At 61.3% G+C, this 18643-nt stretch carries 18 protein-coding genes and 1 pseudogene; 9 read left to right on the top strand and 10 right to left on the bottom strand.

Annotated elements, in window-relative coordinates:
* Positions 1 to 71: 71 nt before the first annotated feature.
* The 4 genes and pseudogenes from argB to coaBC all read right to left on the bottom strand — a co-directional run bounded on the left by argB (position 72) and on the right by coaBC (position 4328).
* Positions 72 to 977 carry an acetylglutamate kinase gene (argB, locus tag HX823_RS11445; protein ID WP_016975925.1) on the bottom strand — a complete coding sequence of 302 codons (906 nt, stop codon included), beginning with the start codon at positions 975 to 977 and terminating at the stop codon, positions 72 to 74.
* A gap of 19 nt (positions 978 to 996) precedes the next feature.
* Positions 997 to 2412 (bottom strand): annotated as a pseudogene (locus tag HX823_RS11440) (phosphomannomutase/phosphoglucomutase); the annotation flags it as partial.
* A gap of 246 nt (positions 2413 to 2658) precedes the next feature.
* Entirely contained in the window at positions 2659 to 3114 is a 456-nt protein-coding gene (gene dut / locus HX823_RS11435; protein ID WP_016975923.1) for a dUTP diphosphatase, read from the bottom strand.
* A gap of 5 nt (positions 3115 to 3119) precedes the next feature.
* Entirely contained in the window at positions 3120 to 4328 is a 1209-nt protein-coding gene (gene coaBC, locus HX823_RS11430) for a bifunctional phosphopantothenoylcysteine decarboxylase/phosphopantothenate--cysteine ligase CoaBC (protein WP_015886530.1), read from the bottom strand.
* A 156-nt stretch (positions 4329 to 4484) separates the two neighbouring features.
* Between coaBC and radC the strand changes: the two genes are divergently transcribed.
* Positions 4485 to 5159, top strand: coding sequence for a DNA repair protein RadC (gene radC, locus HX823_RS11425; RefSeq protein WP_038843520.1), 675 nt, complete (start codon positions 4485 to 4487; stop codon positions 5157 to 5159).
* Positions 5160 to 5187: 28 nt separating this feature from the next.
* Here radC and HX823_RS11420 read toward each other — a convergent pair whose 3' ends face one another.
* The gene (locus HX823_RS11420; protein ID WP_177074906.1) at positions 5188 to 6780 is read right to left on the bottom strand and encodes an ABC transporter substrate-binding protein; all 1593 of its coding nucleotides are present in this window, start codon (positions 6778 to 6780) and stop codon (positions 5188 to 5190) included.
* Positions 6781 to 7238: 458 nt separating this feature from the next.
* On the opposite strand from HX823_RS11420, the gene rpmB reads away from it, so the two are divergent.
* The gene (gene rpmB, locus HX823_RS11415; RefSeq protein WP_010207494.1) at positions 7239 to 7472 is read left to right on the top strand and encodes a 50S ribosomal protein L28; all 234 of its coding nucleotides are present in this window, start codon (positions 7239 to 7241) and stop codon (positions 7470 to 7472) included.
* An 11-nt stretch (positions 7473 to 7483) separates the two neighbouring features.
* Entirely contained in the window at positions 7484 to 7639 is a 156-nt protein-coding gene (gene rpmG, locus HX823_RS11410; RefSeq protein ID WP_003176906.1) for a 50S ribosomal protein L33, read from the top strand.
* A 71-nt stretch (positions 7640 to 7710) separates the two neighbouring features.
* Here rpmG and HX823_RS11405 read toward each other — a convergent pair whose 3' ends face one another.
* Positions 7711 to 8073, bottom strand: coding sequence for a cupin domain-containing protein (locus tag HX823_RS11405; protein ID WP_038843524.1), 363 nt, complete (start codon positions 8071 to 8073; stop codon positions 7711 to 7713).
* A 229-nt stretch (positions 8074 to 8302) separates the two neighbouring features.
* On the opposite strand from HX823_RS11405, the gene HX823_RS11400 reads away from it, so the two are divergent.
* Entirely contained in the window at positions 8303 to 9796 is a 1494-nt protein-coding gene (locus HX823_RS11400; RefSeq protein ID WP_177074905.1) for an aldehyde dehydrogenase, read from the top strand.
* Positions 9797 to 9946: 150 nt separating this feature from the next.
* On the top strand, positions 9947 to 11089 hold the full coding sequence (locus HX823_RS11395) for an MFS transporter (protein ID WP_038843526.1): 1143 nt from the start codon (positions 9947 to 9949) through the stop codon (positions 11087 to 11089).
* Here HX823_RS11395 and HX823_RS11390 read toward each other — a convergent pair.
* Both HX823_RS11390 and HX823_RS11385 read right to left on the bottom strand, forming a co-directional pair.
* Positions 11086 to 12654: a phospholipase D family protein gene (locus HX823_RS11390; RefSeq protein ID WP_177074931.1), complete on the bottom strand. Its 1569-nt coding sequence runs from the start codon at positions 12652 to 12654 to the stop codon at positions 11086 to 11088. The two genes, HX823_RS11395 and HX823_RS11390, sit on opposite strands and share 4 nt — an antisense overlap.
* 62 nt (positions 12655 to 12716) lie before the next feature.
* A complete protein-coding gene (locus tag HX823_RS11385) occupies positions 12717 to 14141 on the bottom strand; it encodes a PLP-dependent aminotransferase family protein (RefSeq protein WP_177074904.1) in 1425 nt (474 codons plus the stop codon).
* 167 nt (positions 14142 to 14308) lie between these two features.
* Between HX823_RS11385 and HX823_RS11380 the strand changes: the two genes are divergently transcribed.
* Positions 14309 to 14533, top strand: a complete 225-nt coding sequence (locus HX823_RS11380) for a DUF1127 domain-containing protein (RefSeq protein ID WP_016975915.1) — start codon at positions 14309 to 14311, stop codon at positions 14531 to 14533.
* 1 nt (position 14534) lies between these two features.
* Here the strand turns inward: HX823_RS11380 and HX823_RS11375 are convergent, their stop codons facing one another.
* Entirely contained in the window at positions 14535 to 15827 is a 1293-nt protein-coding gene (locus HX823_RS11375) for an FAD-binding oxidoreductase (protein ID WP_177074903.1), read from the bottom strand.
* A gap of 115 nt (positions 15828 to 15942) precedes the next feature.
* Here HX823_RS11375 and HX823_RS11370 point away from each other — a divergent pair, with 115 nt between their 5' ends.
* The gene (locus HX823_RS11370) at positions 15943 to 16296 is read left to right on the top strand and encodes a YkgJ family cysteine cluster protein (protein WP_038843530.1); all 354 of its coding nucleotides are present in this window, start codon (positions 15943 to 15945) and stop codon (positions 16294 to 16296) included.
* Between the two features lie 7 nt (positions 16297 to 16303).
* Here the strand turns inward: HX823_RS11370 and HX823_RS11365 are convergent, their stop codons facing one another.
* Positions 16304 to 16792, bottom strand: coding sequence for an Lrp/AsnC ligand binding domain-containing protein (locus HX823_RS11365; RefSeq protein WP_003176896.1), 489 nt, complete (start codon positions 16790 to 16792; stop codon positions 16304 to 16306).
* Positions 16793 to 16948: 156 nt separating this feature from the next.
* Here HX823_RS11365 and dadA point away from each other — a divergent pair, with 156 nt between their 5' ends.
* On the top strand, positions 16949 to 18250 hold the full coding sequence (gene dadA / locus HX823_RS11360; RefSeq protein WP_177074902.1) for a D-amino acid dehydrogenase: 1302 nt from the start codon (positions 16949 to 16951) through the stop codon (positions 18248 to 18250).
* Positions 18222 to 18575, top strand: a complete 354-nt coding sequence (locus HX823_RS11355) for a RidA family protein (protein WP_038843532.1) — start codon at positions 18222 to 18224, stop codon at positions 18573 to 18575. The genes dadA and HX823_RS11355 overlap by 29 nt, the downstream gene beginning before the upstream one ends.
* The last annotated feature ends 68 nt before the right edge of the window (positions 18576 to 18643 follow it).

Here is an 18643-nt window from a genome sequence, read left to right as displayed (position 1 = left end):
TCGATAACGCCTGCCACAAATAAAAAGGCCCCGCTCAATCAGATTGAGCGGGGCCTTTCGTGTTCTGACGCTTAAGGACGCTTGCGGTTACTGATCAGCGTGCCCATGCCGGTATCCGTGAAGATCTCCAGCAATACCGCATTCGGTACCCGGCCATCGATGATCAACGAGCTGCCAACGCCGCCTTGCACCGCTTCCAGCGCGCAACGGATCTTCGGCAGCATGCCGCCGTAGATGGTGCCGTCGGCAATCAACTCGTCCACTTGTTGCGTGGTCAAGCCGGTCAATACCTTGCCTTCCTTGTCCATCAGGCCGGCGATGTTGGTGAGCAGCATCAGCTTTTCAGCTTTCAGCGCTTCGGCCACTTTACCGGCCACCAGGTCGGCGTTGATGTTGTAGGACTCGCCATTGGCACCCACGCCGATCGGCGCGATCACCGGAATGAAGTCGCCTTTGACCAGCAGGTTCAGCAGGTCGGTGTTCACGCCAACCACTTCGCCCACTTGGCCGATGTCGATGATTTCCGGCTGGGTCATTTCCGGCGTCTGACGTGTCACGGTCAGTTTTTTCGCACGGATCAGCTCTGCATCCTTGCCGGTCAGACCGATGGCGCTGCCGCCGTGGCGGTTGATCAGGTTGACGATGTCCTTGTTGACCTGGCCGCCGAGGACCATCTCCACCACGTCCATGGTCTGCGCGTCAGTGACGCGCATGCCATCGATGAAGTGACTCTCGATCGACAAGCGCTTGAGCAGGTCGCCGATTTGCGGGCCGCCGCCGTGCACCACCACCGGGTTGATCCCCACGGCTTTCATCAACACGATGTCGCGGGCAAAGCCGGTTTTCAGCTCGTCGCTTTCCATGGCATTGCCGCCGTACTTGATCACCAGCGTCTTGCCGACATAGCGTCGGATGTAAGGCAACGCTTCGGACAGGACCTTGGCAGTGTTGGCAGCGGCTTCGCGTTCGAGGGTCATTCAGGGCTCCGGTAAAAAATCAGAACGGTAATTGGAGATCAGGGGCAACACGTTTCAACTGGGCGTGGAACACGTCCTTGATGCGCTGCAACTCAGCCTCGGTATCCGCCTCGAAACGCAGGACCAGCACCGGTGTGGTGTTGGACGCGCGAACCAGGCCCCAGCCTTTGGCGTAATCGACTCGCACACCATCAATGGTGGTCAGGTTGGCGCCTTCGCCCCATTGCGCATCGTGCAGTGCGTCAATGATGCTGAATTTGCTCTCCTCGGTCACATGGATATTGATCTCTGGCGTAGAAATATCGTTCGGGAAAGTCTGGAACAGCTCTTCAGCCGTGGATTTTTCCTTGCTGAGGATCTCCAGCAACCGCGCGGCGCTGTAAATACCGTCGTCAAAGCCGAACCAGCGCTCCTTGAAGAACACGTGGCCGCTCATTTCGCCGGCCAACAGCGCGCCGGTTTCCTTCATTTTCTTTTTGATCAACGAGTGACCGGTCTTCCACATTAGCGGGCGACCGCCATATTCCTTGATCAGCGGCGTGAGGCGGCGGGTGCACTTCACGTCGAAGATGATCTCGGCGTTGGCGTTGCGCGCCACCACGTCGCGGGCAAACAGCATCAGCAGGCGATCAGGGAACACGATCTCGCCGGTCTCAGTCACCACGCCGACGCGGTCGCCGTCACCGTCAAAGGCCAGGCCGACGTCAGCCCCGGTTTCCTTGACCTTGGCGATCAGGTCCACCAGGTTTTCCGGCTTGCCTGGGTCCGGGTGGTGGTTGGGGAAGTGGCCGTCGACCTCGCAGAACAATGGGATCACTTCGCAGTTCAGGGCTTCAAGCAGCTGCGGGGCGATCACGCCAGCCGCGCCGTTGCCGCAATCCACCACCACTTTGAGGCGGCGCGCGAGCTTGACGTCACGGGTGATTTCATCAGAGTAGCGTTGCAGGATGTCGACTTGGGTGATGGTGCCCTTGCCGCTGGTCAGATCGTTGTTTTTCAGGCGGTCGTGAAGGGCCTGGATCTGTTCATTGGCCAGGGTGTCGCCAGCGATGACGATCTTGAAGCCGTTGTAGTCCGACGGGTTATGGCTGCCGGTCAGCATCACCCCGGACTTGCCGGCCAGGACGTTGGCGGCGTAGTACAGCGCGGGCGTCGGCACCAGGCCCACATCGCTGACATGGCAACCGCTGTCGGCCAGGCCCTGGATCAGTTGCTCCACCAACTCCGGGCCGGACAGGCGGCCGTCACGGCCGACCGAAACGTTGGGCTCGCCTTGCGCCAGGCTCTGGGAGCCGAGGGCACGGCCAATCCAATAGGCAGTTTCGGCAGTCAGGGTCTTGGGCACCACGCCACGGATGTCATAGGCGCGAAAGATGCTGTCGGGGAATGTCGGGGCTACGCGGGCTGCGGTACTCATCGCGGGGGGAAACTCCATCTGAAAGGGGCAAGGCTGGCCTTAATGTGGCTGACCGGCAGGCTCAAACTGAAGGGTATGACGGTGTTTTCGGCAGAGAGTTCGTGGTGCAAAAATGCCATCGGAGCGTTGGCTCCGTCTTGATGTCTGCGTAATGCTTTGATTTCTATGGAGAAATCTCGCTGATAAAATCCGCGCATTCTTCGTCCTGAAAAGCCCAGCGGTGGCGTCTGGCCGGGCAACGGCGCCCGGCCAGGTTCAGCTTAGTCAGTGGCTGCCGGAATGCCCAAAACCGCCTGCGCCGCGTTGGGTTTCGTCGAATTCCTGTACCAGTTCGAAGTGTGCCTGCACCACTGGCACCAGCACCAGTTGGGCAATACGCTCGCCAACGGCGATGTTGAAGGCGGTCTGGCCACGGTTCCAGCACGACACCATCAGTTCGCCCTGATAGTCCGAGTCGATTAGGCCGACCAGGTTGCCCAGCACGATGCCGTGTTTGTGGCCCAGGCCGGAGCGCGGCAGGATCAGCGCCGCCAGGCCAGGGTCGCCCACGTAGATCGACAGGCCGGTCGGAATCAGAATGGTCTGGCCCGGCTCAAGGACAGTGTCTTCCTTGAGCATGGCGCGCAGGTCCAGGCCGGCCGAGCCTGGCGTGGCGTAGGCCGGCAGTGGGAATTCGTTGCCGATGCGTGGGTCGAGGATCTTGGCTTGCAAAGCGTGCATGGAAATTAAACCTGGTTCAGCCGTTGGGCGATAAAAGAGATCAGTTGGCGGGCAATCTTGCCCTTGCTGGTCTGGGCGAAAAGGGTGGCGTGCAGCTCGCGGTCGATCACGCTGCAGGCGTTTTCCTCGCTGTTGAAGCCGATGCTCGGGTTGGCGACATCATTGGCAACGATCAGGTCGAGGTTTTTGTCTTTCAATTTGCGTGCGGCGTAGTCCAGCAAATGCTCGGTCTCGGCGGCGAAGCCGACACTGAACGGACGGTCCGGACGGGTGGCGATGGTGGCCAGGATGTCTGGGTTGCGCACCATTTGCAGGAGCAGGCCGTCGCCGCTTGTAGGGTCCTTCTTGAGCTTTTGCGGGGCGACTACTTCCGGGCGGTAGTCCGCAACCGCTGCCGAGGCGATGAACAGGTCGCACGGAATGGCCGCCTCACAGGCCGCCAGCATATCGCGGGCGCTGACTACGTCGATTCGGGTGACCCGATCCGGGGTCGGCAAATGCACCGGGCCTGTGATCAGGGTGACACGTGCGCCTGCCTCGACCGCCGCTTCAGCCAAGGCAAAGCCCATTTTTCCTGAGCTATGGTTGGTGATGTAGCGCACCGGGTCGATGTTTTCCTGGGTCGGGCCGGCGGTGATCAACACATGCTTGCCGGTCAGGGCCAGGTGCTGGAAACACTCGGCGGCGCACAGCGCCAGGTCAGTGGCTTCAAGCATGCGGCCCATGCCGACGTCGCCGCAGGCCTGGCTGCCGGACGCCGGGCCGAACACCTTGAGGCCACGGCTTTGCAGGAGTTGGGTGTTGGCCTGGGTGGCCGGGTCGCGCCACATGGCCTGGTTCATGGCCGGGGCGATGGCGACGGTGGCGTCGGTGGCCAGTACCAGGGTGGTCAGCAGGTCATCGGCGATGCCTTGGGCCAGGCGGGCGATCAGGTCGGCGGTGGCCGGGGCGATTAGTACCAGGTCGGCCCATTTGGCCAGCTCGATATGGCCCATGGCGGCTTCAGCTGCCGGGTCCAGCAGGTCCAGGTGAACCGGGTGGCCGGACAGCGCTTGCATGGTCAGCGGGGTGATGAACTCACTGCCACCGCGGGTCATGACCACGCGCACTTCCGCGCCTTGGTCCAGGAGCCTGCGAACCAGTTCTGCGCTCTTGTAGGCGGCAATGCCGCCGCCAACGCCGAGAACGATGCGTTTCCGATACAGACGCTGCATTGGTTTGCCTTTCCAGTTCAGTGATGCCAGTTCAGTGACGCCTGCGATGCCCCTCCCCAGGGGAAATCACACGCAAAAAAGAGGGCCTACGATAACACAGCGTCTGCGAGGCAACAGCGGCGTACATGCCACGGCGCGTATGGAGAGGGAGGTGCGATGAGTATTCGCGATTGGCCGGTGGCAGAGCGGCCCCGGGAAAAGCTTTTGGAATGGGGCGCAGCGAGCCTGTCGGATGCCGAGTTGCTGGCGATCTTCCTGCGTACCGGGGTTTCCGGTCGCAGCGCGGTGGACCTGGCGCGCCACCTTTTGGCGAAATTTGGCGGTTTGCGCCCGTTGCTGGAGGCCAGCCAGACGCTGTTCAGCCAGCAATTGGGACTGGGGCCGGCGAAGTTCGCCCAGTTGCAGGCGGTGCTGGAAATGGCCAGGCGCCACATGGCCGAGCGCCTGCGCCAGGATTCGGTGCTGGAAAGCCCGGTGGCTGTGCGTGATTACCTCAAGGCACTGTTGCGCCATGAGCCTCATGAGACCTTCGGCTGCCTGTTTCTCGATTCAAAACACCGGGTGCTGGGTTTCGAGGCGTTGTCCCAGGGCACCATCGATACGGCGATGGTCTACCCCCGGCAAGTGGTCAAGCGCGCCCTGGCGTACAACGCGGCGGCGTTGATCCTGTGCCACAACCATCCTTCCGGCAGCCTTGAGCCGAGTGCGGCTGATCGAAAATTGACCAAGTTGCTGCAAAAAGCCTTGGAAGTGGTGGATGTGCGCGTGTTGGACCACATCATCGTGGGGGATGGAGACCCGTTGTCGATGGCGGAGTATGGGTGGATGTAAGCCCGCCCCATGGGAGCGGGCCTGGTTGTCAGGGCTTGACGCTGACCTTCGAGAAATCCTGGCGCCCGAATGGGCTCACCTGGTAACCCTCGACATTCTTGCGCGCCAGGGCAAACGCGGTCGGGTGCGCGAGCGGCAGCCACAGCGCCTGTTGCTGGATCTGCGCCTGGGCCTGCTGGTAGAGCTTGCTGCGCACGCCTTGCTCGCTGGTGGTCTTGCCGGCGCTGATCAGCTTGTCCAGCGCGGGGTCGCAGTAGCGGGCGAAGTTGGTGCCGGATTTCACCGCCGCGCAGGAGAACTGCGGGGTCAGGAAGTTATCCGGGTCGCCGTTGTCACCGGCCCAGCCCATGAACAGCAGGTCGTGTTCGCCGGCCTTGGCGCGGCGGATCAGCTCGCCCCATTCGATCACGCGGATCTCGGCCTGGATGCCGACCTTGGCCAGGTCAGCCTGCAACAGCTGTGCGCCAAGGTTCGGGTTGGGGTTCAGCAGGCTGCCTGTGGGACGGGTCCAGATCGTGGTCTTGAAGCCATCCTTGAGCCCGGCGCGATCCAGCAGTGCCTTGGCCTTGGCGAGGTCCTGTGGATAACCCGGCAGCTCCTTGGCGTAGCTCCAGGTGTTGGGCGGGAAAGGTCCGTTGGCGGCTTCGGCGGTGCCTTCAAACACGGCCTTGAGGTAGCTGCCCTTGTCGAACGCCAGGTTGATTGCCTGGCGCACTTCGGGCTTGTCCAGAGGCGGGTGCTGGCTGTTGATGGCCACGAACGCGGTCATGAAGGCGGCGGTTTTCTCGACCTTGAGCGCTGGGTCTTTTTCGGCTTCACCCACATCCAGCGGCTTGGGAGACAGGGCGATCTGGCATTCGTCGCGATGCAATTTCTGCAGGCGCACGTTGGCATCGGGAGTGATGGCGAAGATCAAGTTATCCACAGCCGGTTTCCCGGCAAAGTAGTCCGGGTTGGCCTTGTAGCGCACCACTGCATCTTTCTGGAAGCGGCTGAAAATGAACGGCCCGGTGCCGATCGGCTGGCTGTTGAGCTTCTCCGGCGTGCCGGCCTTGAGCAGTTTGTCGGCGTATTCCGCCGGGTAGATCGAGGCAAAACCCATGCTCAGGGCAGCGAGGAAGGTGGAGTCGGCGTGGTCCAGGGTGAAGCGCACGGTCAGCGGGTCGAGCGCGTCGATTTTCTTGACCAGCGTCGGCAGTTGCAGCGATTGCGCATGGGGGAAGCCACTCTGCGCAATCTTGTGCCAGGGGTTGGCCGGGTCGAGCATGCGCTCAAAGCTGAAGCGCACGTCTTCGGCGGTCAGGGTACGGCTGGGGGTGAAGTATTCGGTGCGGTGGAATTTCACATCCGGGTGCAGCTTGAAGGTATAGGTCAGGCCATCCGGCGAGACTTCCCAGCTGTCCGCCAGGCTGGGCACCAGTTTGCCGCTCGCCGCATCGTAGTCCACCAGGCGGTTCATCAGCACATCGGCCGAGGCGTTGGTGGTGGTCAGCGAGTTGTATTGCACCACATCGAACCCTTCGGGGCTGGCCTCGGTGCAGACGCTCAGGTTGCTGGCGGCAGAGGCCAGCGGCGCGATAAAGAGAGGGGCTAGCAATAGCGGTAGGGCAGCGAGGCGCATGTTCGGTTTCCTTTGCAGATCGAAGGCCCATCTGCGAGTGCAGTCTGGAAAAGTCCTACCGTAGTGGTCTGATTGGTAAATGACTAGCCCATTTTTGCCTGTGCTTTTGCGCCAAATGCTGTTTTGATGGCACCTCAGCGCGTTTTGCCGAGCACGTCATCGTGCGCGCGGGCGCTGTAAATCATTCTGTGCGACGAGCGGTCGGCTGTGACAGCGGCCCCTCCTGGCAACGGTTCAGGCGTCTGTCGCCAAGATTTACGCCAGTAAAAACACTCGGGCTGTTGTTGCACCTGGGTCTTTCTGGTATAAAGCAGCGCTCTTTTCTAGGGGCCCGGTTCCTTCGCTTGTAGGTGTAGCCGGTAAGACCCTAAAGAAACGCGGCGCCTGGCGCCAAATGACTGAGAGATTAAGCGGCCAACCCATGCCGGGTTGGGCATGTGGTTTTAGAGGGCTGAGGCATGTCGAGAGTCTGTCAAGTTACCGGTAAGGGTCCGGTGACTGGGAATAACATTTCCCACGCAAATAACAAAACCCGTCGTCGTTTCCTGCCGAACCTGCAGCATCACCGCTTCTGGGTTGAAGAAGAGAAACGTTTCGTCCGTCTGCGCGTATCTGCTAAAGGCATGCGCATCATCGACAAGCGTGGCATCACTGTCGTGCTGGCTGAATTGCGCCGCGCTGGCACAATCTAAGGAGCTATATCATGCGTGAATTGATTCGAATGATCTCTAGCGCCGGTACTGGTCACTTCTACACTACCGACAAGAACAAGCGTACTACCCCGGACAAGCTCGAAAAGAAAATGTTCGACCCGCGCGTTCGCAAGCACGTGATCTACAAAGAAGGCAAAATCAAGTAATTGATTTTCCACCTTGTGAAAAAAAGCCCGTCTCTCACGATTCGGGCTTTTTTTTGCCTGCGATTTGCCGGTCAGGCTTTCTGTTCAAACACCACGTAGATCTTGCGGCAGGGTTCCAGCACTTCCCAGGTGCCGCTGAACCCGGCGGGGATCACGAAACGGTCACCGGCGCGCAAGGTCTTGGCGTTGCCATCGGCATCACGCAGTACTGAAACACCCTGCACAATTTCGCAGTACTCATGCTCGGTGTAGTTGACCTTCCAGTGCCCGACTTCACCTTCCCACACGCCCGCGCTCATCTGGCCGCAGGGGCTGTTGTAGTGGTTGTAGATCGTCTGCTCGGGATCACCCTTGAGGATTTTTTCGGCGGCGGGGCGGTAGCGCTCGGCGGCGGTCTTGGCTTGGCTGAAGTCGACGATGTCCTGGATGCTCATGTGCGTGTCCCGTCTGGCCTGCGGTTGGAGAGCCCAAAGTCTATGTTTATTAAAATGAACATCGCAAGGGCGTTTACCGGCGTTATGTCAAATATATTGAAACATCCCCGGCCGCTGGTTTAGGGTGGCAGCTGCCTTGCGCCGAACCATTGGCTGGCGGGCAAGAATTCTTTAAGGCTGCCGAGGGACATCCCCTGGCCCTTGTATTCAATAAGAGGAGGACACTCGCATGACCACCCTGACCCGTGCCGACTGGGAACAACGCGCCAAGGATCTGAAGATCGAAGGCCGCGCCTACATCAATGGCGAATACACCGCCGCCGTTTGCGGTGACACCTTCGAATGCATCAGCCCGGTCGATGGCCGTCTGCTGGCTACCGTTGCCAGCTGTGACGCCGCCGACGCCCAGCGCGCCGTCGAAAACGCCCGCGCCACCTTCAATTCCGGTGTGTGGTCGCGCCTGGCACCCGCCAAGCGTAAGTCCGCCATGCTGCGTTTCGCAGCCTTGCTCAAGGCCAATGCCGAAGAGCTGGCGCTGCTCGAAACCCTGGACATGGGCAAGCCGATCAGCGACTCCCTGAACATCGACGTACCCGGCGCAGCCAATGCCCTGAGCTGGAGCGGCGAGGCCATCGACAAGATCTACGACGAAGTCGCCGCCACTCCGCACGATCAACTGGGCCTGGTGACCCGCGAACCCGTCGGCGTGGTTGGCGCTATCGTGCCGTGGAACTTCCCGCTGATGATGGCTTGCTGGAAGCTCGGCCCAGCGCTGTCCACAGGTAACTCGGTGATCCTCAAGCCGTCCGAAAAATCCCCGCTGACCGCCATCCGCATTGCGGCCCTGGCCGTTGAGGCCGGTATTCCAAAAGGCGTGTTCAACGTGCTGCCCGGCTACGGTCACACCGTCGGCAACGCGCTGGCGCTGCATATGGACGTCGACACCTTGGTGTTCACCGGTTCGACCAAAATCGCCAAGCAGCTGTTGATCCGCTCCGGCGAATCGAACATGAAGCGCGTATGGCTGGAAGCCGGTGGCAAGAGCCCGAACATCGTGTTTGCCGATGCGCCCGACCTGCAAGCCGCCGCCGAATCCGCCGCAGGTGCCATCGCCTTCAACCAAGGCGAAGTCTGCACCGCCGGTTCGCGCCTGCTGGTCGAGCGTTCCATCAAGGACAAATTCCTGCCGCTGGTGATCGAAGCCCTCAAGGGCTGGAAACCTGGCAATCCACTGGATCCAGCTACCAATGTTGGTGCACTGGTGGATACCCAACAGATGAACACCGTGCTGTCCTATATCGAGGCCGGCCATGCCGATGGCGCCACTTTGGTCGCCGGTGGCAAGCGCACGCTGGAAGAAACCGGCGGCACTTATGTGGAGCCGACGATTTTCGACGGCGTGACCAACGCCATGAAGATCGCCAAGGAAGAGATCTTTGGCCCGGTCCTGTCGGTGATCACCTTCGACAGCGCCGAAGAAGCGGTTGCCATCGCCAACGACACCATCTACGGCCTGGCCGCAGCCGTGTGGACAGCCGATATCTCCAAGGCGCACCTCACCGCCAAAGCCCTGCGCGCCGGTAGCGTGTGGGTCAACCAGTACGACGGCGGCGACATGACCGCGCCGTTCGGTGGCTTCAAGCAGTCGGGCAACGGTCGCGACAAGTCGCTGCATGCGTTCGACAAGTACACCGAGCTGAAGGCGACCTGGATCAAGCTCTAAGCCACACCGCAGGCCAAATGTGGGAGCGGGCTTGCTCGCGAAATGCGGTATGACAGTCACGCATGTATTGACTGGTACGCCGCTTTCGCGAGCAAGCCCGCTCCCACATTGTTTCGTGTGATCTTAAAAATTATCCACAGGAGCGTGGACATGCGTTGGGCGACTTATTTCGCCGTCCTGGCCTCGGTACTCAGCGTCGGTTTGGCCTTGGGCGTCAGCATGCCGCTGGTGTCCCTGCGCCTCGAAAGCTGGGGCTACGGCAGTTTCGCCATCGGCGTGATGGCAGCCATGCCGGCCTTTGGCGTACTGCTCGGCGCGAAGGTCTCCAGTCGCATGGCCTCATGGCTCGGCACCGCCAACCTCATGCGCCTGTGCCTGTGGGCGGGCGCGGTGTCCATCGGCTTGCTGGCGATCCTGCCCAGTTACCCGGTCTGGCTGGTGCTGCGCCTGATGATCGGGGTGATCCTGACCATCGTGTTTATCCTCGGCGAAAGCTGGATCAACCAATTGGTGGTGGAGCAGTGGCGCGGCCGGCTGGTGGCGCTGTATGGCTGCAGTTATGCCTTGAGCCAACTGTCAGGCCCGTTGCTGCTGGGCTTGATCGGCACCGACCATGATTACGGTTTCTGGGTCGGCGTAGGCCTGTTAGTGGTGGCGCCATTCCTGTTGCTGGGGCGATCCGGCGCGCCGACCGCCGAGTCCTTCAGCGTGACCTTCGCCGACCTGTGGCGCTTCTGCCTGAGCCTGCCGGCGATTGCCTGGGCGGTGGCTCTATTCGCCGCCTTCGAGGCGATGATTCTGACGTTGTTGCCGGTGTATTGCCTGCAACAAGGCTTCACCGCCGAGATCGCCCTGGCCATGGTCAGCACGGTGGTGGTCGGCGATGCGCTGCTGCAGTTGCCCATCGGCGCGCTGGCCGATTACCTGCCGCGTCGCACGCTGTTCCTGAGCTGTGCGGTGTTGTTGCTGGCATCGAGCCTGGCGATTCCACCGCTGATGCACACCGTGTTGATCTGGCCGATCTGGGTGTTGTTCGGCGCCAGTGCCGGAGGCTTGTTCACCCTGTCGTTGATCCTGATCGGCGAGCGTTACCGCGACGACGCACTGGTGCGCGCCAATGCCCATGTGGCGCAGTTGTGGGGGATCGGTTGCCTGATCGGCCCGCTGGTGGCCGGCGCCGGCAGCCAGTGGATCAGCGGGCATGCATTGCCGTTGCTGATGGCGGCCGGTGCGTTGGGGTTGGTGGTGTTGTTGCTGCGCCAAGGTGCATTTGGAGCGGCGCAGCCGGCCTAGAGCATGCGCTCCAGGCCGACGCTGGTAGCAAACCAGGCATTGAAGCGTCGCCACCAACTGCCCGGTTCGCGGGTCAGGGTGTGCAGTTGGCCGTTATCTTCGGTCACCCACACCACTTGGCCATCCTGTAGCTTCGCCTCATAGCTCAAGGGCGGCGCCATGCCTTGCAGTGCCAGGTTGCGCACATGTTCGGCCAGCTCTGGGCTATCGACCAGCACCCCGACTTCGGTGTTCCACAGCACCGAGCGTGGGTCGAAGTTGAATGAGCCGATAAACGACTTCTCCCGATCAAAGATCATCGCCTTGCTGTGCAGGCTCGAATCCGAACCGCGGAAGGTGCCGCGACGAAACAGGTGCGGGCCGCTGCCGCCGCTGGGGTCGCCCGGTTGGCGGCGTAGCTCATACAGCTTCACGCCGTGCTCCAGCAGGGCCTTGCGATACGGCGCATAACCGCCGTGCACGGCAGGCACGTCGGTGGCTTCCAGGGAATTGGTCAGCAGGCTTACCGACACACCTGCATCGGCGCGCCCGGTCAAGTACACCAGCCCCGGTTGCCCTGGCACGAAGTACGCCGAGATCATCATCAACTCGTGATTGACGCCCTCCAACTCCGGCGCCAGTTGGGTGGTGAGCAACAGTCGAGGATCCGGGTCGGCCTTGGCCAGCACCTTGCTCGGCGCGTCCCACAGCGCCTGGTTCCAGGCCCAGATCAGCTCGCGACGCCAGGTGTCCATGCGTGGTTGGGTCTGGTAGGTGCGCAAGCGGTTGTACAGCGCGTGGTTCTGTTGGCGCGACTCGGCCAGGGACGCTTCCAGGCGTACACGCGCGGCGACCAGGTCGCCTTTGGAGGGCGTATTGGAGACAAAGTCATCAATCGGCTTGCTCAGGGCGCTGTTCCAATACTGGTCGAAACTGTGGCCCAACTGCTCGGCCACCGGGCCCACGCTGAGCATGTCGATGTCGGTGAAGTTCAGGTTGGGCTCGGCGTCGAAATACTCATCCCCCAGGTTGCGTCCGCCGACGATGGCCACGCTGTTGTCCGCCAGCCACAGCTTGTTGTGCATGCGCCGATGTTGCAGCGACAGGTTGAACAGCCGGCCCATGGCCCGCGTAACGCCCGTGCTGCGGCCCAGGTGCAAGGGGTTGAACAGGCGGATCTCGATCTTGGGGTGGGCGGCGAGGGTGGCGATGATCTGGTCGAGGCCGTCGCTGGTGGTGTCGTCCAGCAGGATGCGCACACGCACGCCACGGTCGGCGGCCTTGAGCAGTTCATCCACCAGCATGCGCGTGCTGATGCCGTCGTGCACGATGTAGTACTGCAGGTCGAGGCTGGTCTGGGCGTTGCGGATCAGCTCGGCGCGGGCCATGAACGCCTCGCTGCTGTTGGGCAGCAGGCGAAAGCCGGAGCGGCCTTGATAGGGCGCGGCCTGGGCCTGGATCGAGCGGCCGAACGACGATTGCGCGGCGGGGAGGGCGTCGCTGGGGACGCGCGGTGTGCTCACCGTCGCGCAGCCGCCCAGCGCCAGGGCTCCCAACAGGAAAAACGGTAATAGCCGTTGAATCATCAAGGGAGTTGCTTCCAGATCAGGGCGGTTGTCGACATATGACGGCAAATTCCCGCGAAAGGTCAGTCGGCAGCCTCGGCCAACAGCTTGATGGCGGCAGCACCCACCTTGCGCACAGCTTCTTCAATCTGCGGCATGGGCTTGGCACCGTAGTTCATGCGCAGGCAGTTCCGGTATTTGCCCGACGCCGAAAAGATGCTGCCGACGGCCACCTGTACGCCTTGTTCAATCAGGATCCGGTTGAGTTTCAGCGTATCGAAGCCTTCCGGCAGTTCGACCCAGAGCATGAAACTGCCTTGAGGGCGGCTGGCGCGAGTGCCTGCGGGGAAGTAGCGGCTGACCCAGTCGATCATCAAGTCGCGATTGCGCTGGTATTGGGTGCGCATCCGCCGCAAATGCGGTTCGAAGTGGCCACCTTTGAGAAATTCGGCAATGGCGATCTGCGGTTGTGTCGCGGTGCAGCCGGTGCTGATGTACTTCATGTGCAGCACCCGTTCCAGGTAGCGACCGGGCGCGACCCAGCCGATGCGCAAACCCGGCGCCAGGGTTTTCGAAAACGAGCTGCACAGCAATACACGGCCGTCCTCATCGAAGGACTTGATGGTGCGCGGGCGTGGGTAGCTGTAGGCCAGTTCGCCATACACATCGTCCTCGATGATCGCCACGTCAAAGCGCTGGGCCAGGGTCAGCAGTGCCTTTTTGCGCGCTTCGGGCATGATGTAACCCAGGGGATTGTTGCAGTTGGGGGTCAGTTGGATAACCTTGATCGGCCACTGTTCCAGCGCCAATTCCAGAGCTTCGAGGCTGATGCCGGTGATCGGGTCGGTGGGGATTTCGAGGGCCTTCATGCCCAGGCCCTTGAGCGTCTGCATGGCGCCGTGGAAGCTCGGTGAGTCTACCGCGACGATGTCGCCAGGCTCGCAGATCGCATGGATGCTCGCGGACAGCGCCTCATGGCAACCGGTGGTGATCACGATGTCCTCGGCCGTCAGTTGGCAGCCTGAATCCAGTGACAGTCGTGCAATCTGTTCGCGCAGCTCCATACAGCCGAGAATATTATCGTAATACAGCCCTGGCAGATCCTGGCGGCGGCTCACGCGAGCCAGGCTGCGCAGCAGCGGCTTCATGGTGGGCGACAATACATCCGGCATGCCGCGCCCCATCTGTATGACATCTTTGCGCGGTACTGCGCGAATCAACTCCAGTACCTGGTCCCACTGCGATATCTCCACGGGCCGTTGCGCCGGACGCCCGACTTCAGGCAGGGCCGGCAACTCGCGGCCGACGGGTACGAAGTAGCCGGATTTTGGCTTGGGCGTCGCCAGGCCGTTGTCTTCCAGCAAGCGATAGGCCTGCTGCACGGTGCTCAGGCTGACCCCGTGTTCCACGCTCAAAGCCCGTACAGAAGGCAGCCTGTCTCCAGGGCGATAAAAGCCCTGTTCGATGCGAGTGCCCAGTAATTCGGCGAGGTTCATGTACAGGGTCATGGCAGTCACTCCTGAGAAACCATTACAGATAGCCAGAAAATACAGGATTCAGCCGCCCGTAGGCAGTATCTGTATGGATTTAATAAAACCGGGTTGAATCTGTAATGGTTTTTGCCCTGCGCCCATGCTGGTCACTCAAGGCAACAACGCAAACGAGGGGCAGCAAAATGAACGGCATGAGCGATGTGCGGCTGGCGCTACACGGTCAGGAACTGCAGGCAGGGCAAGAGCGGGCGACTGCGCCGCGCGATATCAGCCGCTGGGGTCTGTTCTGGCACCGTCGTCACACGCGCAAGGCGTTGCTGCATCTGACCCGTGAACAATTGCGCGATGTCGGGTTGACCGCCGAACAGGCGCGCCAGGAAGGTCTGAAACCCTTCTGGCGCGACTGAATCACACCAGTTCTTTGAGGCGGTGCCAGAGCATCCCCAGGGCCAACAGCGGCGAGCGCAAGTGCTTGCCGCCGGGGAAGGTGATGTGTGGCACCTGGGCGAACAGGTCGAAGCGCCCCTGTTGCTGGCCACTGATGGCCTCGGCCAGCAACTTGCCCGCCAGATGGGTGGCGTTGAGGCCGTGGCCGGCGTAGGCCTGGGCGTAATACACATTGGGTTGGTCGGCCAGGCGGCCAATCTGCGGCAAGCGGTTGGCACCGATACCGATCATGCCGCCCCATTGGTAATCGATTTTAACGTCGGCCAATTGCGGGAACACCTTCAGCATTTTCGGACGCATGTAAGCGCCGATGTCCTTGGGGTCGCGACCGGAGTAGTGACAGGCGCCGCCAAACAGCAGGCGGCGGTCGGCGGACAATCGGAAGTAATCCACCGTGACACGTTGGTCGCACACCGCCATGTTCTGCGGCAGCAGGTTGGCGGCCTGGGCTTCGCTCAATGGCTCGGTGGCAATGATATAGCTACCGGCGGGCAACACTTTGCCACTCAGGTGGGGGTTGAGGCCGTTGAGGTAGGCATTGCAGGCCAGCACCAGGGTCTTGGCGCGTACGTTGCCCTGGGCGGTGTGCACGTTGACCTCGGGGCCGTAATCGATGCGGGTGACTTCGGAGTGTTCAAACAGCTTCACCCCCAGCAACTTCGCCACGGCCGCTTCGCCGAGTGCGAGATTGAGCGGGTGCAGGTGGCCGGAACCCATGTCGACCATGCCGCCCACATAGCGGTCCGAGCCGATGACGCTGCTCATCTCGTTGGCGTGCAGCAAGCGCACTTCGTGGCGATAACCCAGGCCGCGCAGCTCTTCGGCGTCTTCGGCCAAGCCTTGCAGGTCGCGGGGTTTGTTGGCGAGGTCGCAGTAACCCCAGGTCAGGTCGCAGGGAATCTGGTAACGCTCGACGCGTTCGCGCACGATCTCCACCGCTTCCAAGCCCATTAGTTTCATCTGGCGCACGCCGTCGGTGCCGATCACGTTGGCGAACTGGTCCAGGCCATGCCCGACCCCGCGAATCAGCTGTCCGCCATTGCGTCCACTGGCGCCCCAGCCGAGTCTGCGCGCCTCCAGCAACGCCACACGCAAGCCTCGCTCAGCCAGTTCCAGAGCCGTGTTGAGTCCAGAAAAACCACCGCCGACAACGCATACATCCACAACCACCTCGCCGGTCAGCGTCGGATGATCGAGTTGCGCCAGGCTGCTGGCGGCGTAGTAAGAGTCTGCATGCCGGGCGCTGGCTGTCATGGAGGGCATCTCTGTTTGGAAAATTTGACGCAGGATACAGTGGTCGGAGGAAGCTGTCTGCGAGGGGCGTTTTGCGGCAGAATCCCCCTCTATTCGCCGTTCGGTATGTGTTTCGATGAGTTGCAACAGTCAGAAAATCAGCGCGCTGCGTCGGCAGATTCCTTCGTTCGAGTGCGTCCCCGGTTGCCACGACTGCTGTGGGCCGGTGACCACCTCGCCCGAGGAAATGTCGCGCCTGCCGCGCAAGACCGCCGCCGAGCAGGATGCGGCCATGGATGAACTGAACTGTGTGCACTTGGGCTCCAACGGCTGCACGGTGTACGACGAGCGGCCGTTGATCTGCCGGCTGTTCGGCACCACCAAGACCCTGCCGTGCCCGAATGGGCGGCGCCCGGTGGAGCTGATTCATCCGCGGGTGGAGAAACAGATCCATGAGTACATGGCCAGCACTCGACAGGTCTTGGTTTAGCCGCTATTCAGTCCGGGATCGGAAGGTTCAGGCTCTCTTTCACCTCTTCCATCACGATATAGCTCTTGGACTCCCGCACATGGGGCAACTTGAGCAAAATATCGCCCAGCAGTTTACGGTACGACGCCATCTCGGAAATCCGTGCCTTTACCAGGTAATCGAAGTCGCCTGAGACCAAGTGACATTCCAGTACATGAGGCAGTTTCAGCACCGCGCGGCGAAACTCCTCAAAGGTGTCGCCGGACTTGTAATCGAGGCTGATCTCGACAAATACCAGCAAACTGCCCTTTAAATGCTGCGGGTTGAGCCGCGCGTTGTAGCCCATGATGATCCCCTCGCGCTCTAACCGGCGCACACGCTCGGTACAGGGCGTGGTCGACAGCCCGACTTTTTCCCCCAGCTCCGTGAACGAAATACGCCCATCGGTTTGCAGGATGCGCAGGATGTTGCGGTCGATCTTGTCCAGCTCCCGCTTGGTCTGGGTGTTGGTACGCATAGGGGATACGCCTCTGTGAAAAGGGTTTTTGCCGAGAATTGTCGCCAAATATAGGCAGTTATATAGTGAAATGCACTGGCAATTGTTTTTTAAACTGCGCTCATCATTGCTCGAATAACACACGTCAGCGGCCATGCCCGCGATGAGGATATAAAAATGCGCGTTCTGGTCTTGGGTAGCGGCGTCATTGGTGTGACCAGTGCCTACTATTTGGCGCGGGCCGGCTTTGAAGTGGTGGTCGTCGACCGTCAGCCCGCCGCTGCCATGGAAACCAGTTTCGCCAACGCCGGCCAGGTGTCCCCAGGTTATGCGTCGCCATGGGCCGCGCCGGGCGTGCCACTCAAGGCCATCAAGTGGCTGCTGCAACGCCACGCACCGCTGGCCATCAAGGCCACCGCCGATATCGACCAATACCTGTGGATGGCGCAGATGCTGCGCAACTGCACCGCCAACCGTTATGCGGTGAACAAGGAGCGCATGGTGCGCCTGTCCGAGTACAGCCGCGACTGCCTCGACGAACTGCGCGCTGAAACCGGCATTGCCTACGAAGGCCGTAGCCTGGGGACGACACAACTGTTCCGCACCCAGGCGCAGCTGGATGGCGCGGCCAAGGACATCGCCGTGCTGAAGGAGTCCGGCGTGCCGTTCGAAGTGCTCGACCGCGCCGGCATTGCCCGCGTTGAGCCGGCCCTGGCCAGCGTCACCGATATCCTCGCCGGCGCCTTGCGCCTGCCGAATGACCAGACCGGCGACTGCCAGATGTTCACCACTCGCCTGGTCGACATGTGCAAGCAACTCGGCGTGGAATTCCGCTTCGAACAAGACATCCAGCGCCTCGACTACGCCGGTGACCGTATCAACGGCGTATGGATCGACGGCACGCTGGAAACCGCCGACCGCTACGTGCTGGCCCTCGGCAGTTACTCGCCGAAATTGCTCAAGCCGCTGGGGATCAAGGCACCGGTGTACCCACTCAAGGGTTATTCGCTGACCGTACCGATCACCAACCCGGCGATGGCGCCGACTTCGACGATTCTCGACGAGACCTACAAGGTCGCGATCACCCGTTTCGACAACCGCATCCGCGTCGGTGGCATGGCTGAAATAGCCGGTTTTGACCTGTCGCTGAATCCGCGTCGGCGCGAAACCCTGGAGATGATCGTCAACGACCTTTATCCTCAGGGCGGCGATTTGACCGAAGCCAGTTTCTGGACCGGCCTGCGCCCGACCACCCCCGACGGCACGCCGATTGTCGGTGCCACCCCGTTCAAGAACCTGTTCCTGAATACCGGTCACGGCACCCTCGGTTGGACTATGGCCTGTGGCTCCGGTCGTTTGCTGGCCGACCTGATGGCGAAGAAAACACCGCAGATCTGCGCCGAAGGCCTCGATATTTCCCGTTATGGCAACCACCAGGAGTCCGCACAACATGTCAATCCAGCGCCAGCTCACCAATGAGCGCATGAGCCAGATCGTTGTTCACAGCGGTACCGTGTATCTGGCCGGGCAAGTCGGCGACGACATGAACGCCGGGATTGAACAGCAGACCCGTGAAACCCTGGCCAATATCGAGCGTTTGCTCGACCTGGCCGGCACTGACAAGAGCAAGCTGCTGTCGGTGACGATCTACCTGAAGGACATCGACGCGGATTTCGCTGGCATGAATTCAGTGTGGGACAAGTGGCTGCCCAAAGGTGTCGCGCCCGCCCGTGCCACGGTGGAAGCCAAGCTGTGCGAACCGGAAATCCTGGTAGAGCTGTCCGTCGTGGCGGCCCTGCCTTAACAACGATCCCTCTCCCGGTGCCGACGTTGTCGGTCGGTGCCGGTTTTTCTTCACTCTGCCGCCTAGAA

The sequence above is a fragment of the Pseudomonas sp. P7759 genome (assembly GCF_013386445.1).
In the GTDB taxonomy this organism is placed as follows: domain Bacteria; phylum Pseudomonadota; class Gammaproteobacteria; order Pseudomonadales; family Pseudomonadaceae; genus Aquipseudomonas; species Aquipseudomonas azotoformans_A.
The sequence above is the reverse complement of the archived record's forward strand: the minus strand, read 5'-3'. Positions and strand labels throughout refer to the sequence as shown.